3 protein-coding genes and 1 pseudogene are annotated in these 2,050 nt (G+C 37.4%); 1 reads left to right on the plus strand and 3 read right to left on the minus strand.

The features are described from left to right. On the plus strand, positions 1–381 hold a 381-nt coding region (locus WB217_RS02210; protein WP_423990239.1), incomplete at its 5' end, for an arginine deiminase family protein. Between the two features lie 44 nt (positions 382–425). Here WB217_RS02210 and WB217_RS02215 read toward each other — a convergent pair. The 3 genes and pseudogenes from WB217_RS02215 to WB217_RS02225 form a co-directional block, all read right to left on the minus strand. Further along, entirely contained in the window at positions 426–707 is a 282-nt protein-coding gene (locus tag WB217_RS02215) for an AbrB/MazE/SpoVT family DNA-binding domain-containing protein (RefSeq protein WP_423990243.1), read from the minus strand. A 135-nt stretch (positions 708–842) separates the two neighbouring features. Further along, the gene (locus WB217_RS02220) at positions 843–1,667 is read right to left on the minus strand and encodes a type II CAAX prenyl endopeptidase Rce1 family protein (protein ID WP_423990241.1); all 825 of its coding nucleotides are present in this window, start codon (positions 1,665–1,667) and stop codon (positions 843–845) included. A gap of 105 nt (positions 1,668–1,772) precedes the next feature. Beyond that, positions 1,773–2,050, minus strand: a pseudogene (locus WB217_RS02225) (proline--tRNA ligase); the annotation flags it as partial.

Consider the following 2,050-nt stretch of genomic DNA (forward strand, 5'->3'; position numbering starts at 1 on the left):
ATTCATCATGGAATTGAAGGTCCTAACGGTAAAATGAAAATATATATTTTAGAAAAAAGCAATGATCCCGAGAGATTGGAAATAAAAGAACGAACAAATTTAACTGAAACTTTGAAAGAAGTCCTTCATTTGCAGGAGCTTGTTTTGATACCGTGTGGAGGCGGCCACGAAATAGCTGCGGCGCGTGAGCAATGGAACGATGGCTCAAATACTCTTGCGATCGCTCCGGGGGTTGTTGTTACCTATGATCGTAATTATGTTTCGAATGATTTATTAAGAGAAAATGGCATTGAAGTAATTGAAATTCCAAGCTCCGAGTTATCAAGGGGTCGTGGAGGCCCTCGCTGCATGAGCATGCCAATCTATCGAGAAGACCTATAGACATAAGAAAAGCAGTCCCAAAAGGACTGCTTTTAAAATATTTTTTAATTTGCAGCTAGGTAACTTTGCAATTCTTTAATCAATTGATCCGCCCCTTCACGGCTCAAAATTACCTTTCCATTGGCGAGCGACAGATTATCACTGCTGATTGTTCCTGTTATAAGGCACGTTAAATCAGGCTGATATTTCTTTAGGATGATCATATCCTCATCAACAAAAATCTCCAGCGGATCATTTTCTCCAATACTCAGTTTTTTCCTTAATTCCATTGGAATAACGATCCTGCCAAGCTGGTCGGTTTTCCTGACAATTCCTGTTGCTTTCATCATTGCATCCTCTCCTATTCAAAAATATATGGAATGTGGATGTCTAGTCTGTAAATCAAATCTGGCCCAACCCAATTATATCAAACGGAGGCATAAATTTACATTTTGGATGTTTGAATATTTTCTTTTCTTTAACTAATTGGCGATATGGATGGTACTCGTCTCATCCATGCATTTTCTAGCTCCAGGTTTGTAAACAATGATATACCGGTTTAATAAGAACGCGGTCAATAAAATCAGGAGTGAAAGAAAAGTTGACAACCAAATGGTTAAATTACTCGAAGTTGATGTTTCCTTGAATAAAAATATACCTCCGCCTATTTGTTGAGACACGCCGAAGAATAGCCCATAAAGAACATTCAATCCGAAATGGATACCAGTATCCAGCCAAATTGAATTTGCTTTGATAAAGCTATAGGTCAAACTTAAGCCCAATGCAAATGAAAAAATAGTGTTTTGAACACTAAATCCAGCATTCCAGATATCATCGAAGGTGTAAATGATCAAGGAAACCGTGAATATCACTGAGAGAGGAATCTTACCCTTCAATTGATTTATTAAATACCCCCTGACGATCATGTCGTTGATCAACGAGCCTAAACCGAATCCTATAAGAATGACAAAAAAGTTGGCTGCTGCGTTTAAAAGAGGAGCAAACCCAATAAATTCATATTTTCTAAGGTGAAAATATAAGATGAACAAAACTGCCCAGAAACTAAAGCCAATGAAAAATCCCAACAATAGATTTCGTAACCATCCCTTATAAAAAACAAATCCGTACAAGGCCATTCCTTCCCTAGTTAGTTTACGCGCAAGTATGTAGGCCAGAGGAAAGAACAGCAGCAAGTGGAAAAATCGTAAAATATCATTTTTGGGCAGTAAAGTTGGTATCAGATTAAAATACAAATTTAAGATGATGAAACCGATTAATGTAAGAAATAGTGCAGGAATTTTTTTCATTATAAGCCCCCCGTTCTTTTAATAGACGTTTTTTCCAAATAAAGGTTTCATAAATCTTCAAGGAGCAAAAGGAAAAAGCAATCCCAAAAAGGATTGCTTTATAAATTAATAAGCTTTTGCCCAAAGGACCATTTTCTCAGCTTCCTTGCCGCAGCATACACATTTTTCGCCTACTTGTTCCTGTTCAAAAGGAATGCATCGAGATGTTGCTGTCGTTTCTTCTTTTATTTTATCCTCGCATGCTCGATCACCGCACCACATGGCCTTAATGAAACCTGTCTCTTTTTCAAGGACTGTTTTAAATTCATCAAGATTAAGAGCGGCGTTTGTTTTATCCTCACGATGATTCAGAGCTTTTTCATACAGGCTTCGCTGAATATCTT

The organism is Mesobacillus sp., assembly GCF_049588175.1.
Taxonomy (GTDB): Bacteria; Bacillota; Bacilli; order Bacillales; family Cytobacillaceae; genus Mesobacillus.

Bases quoted from the DNA above. Each gene is read 5' to 3' on its own strand.
- WB217_RS02215 (WP_423990243.1), bottom strand. From the start codon at position 707: ATGAAAGCAACAGGAATTGTCAGGAAAACCGACCAGCTTGGCAGGATC.
- WB217_RS02220 (WP_423990241.1), bottom strand. From the start codon at position 1,667: ATGAAAAAAATTCCTGCACTATTTCTTACATTAATCGGTTTCATCATC.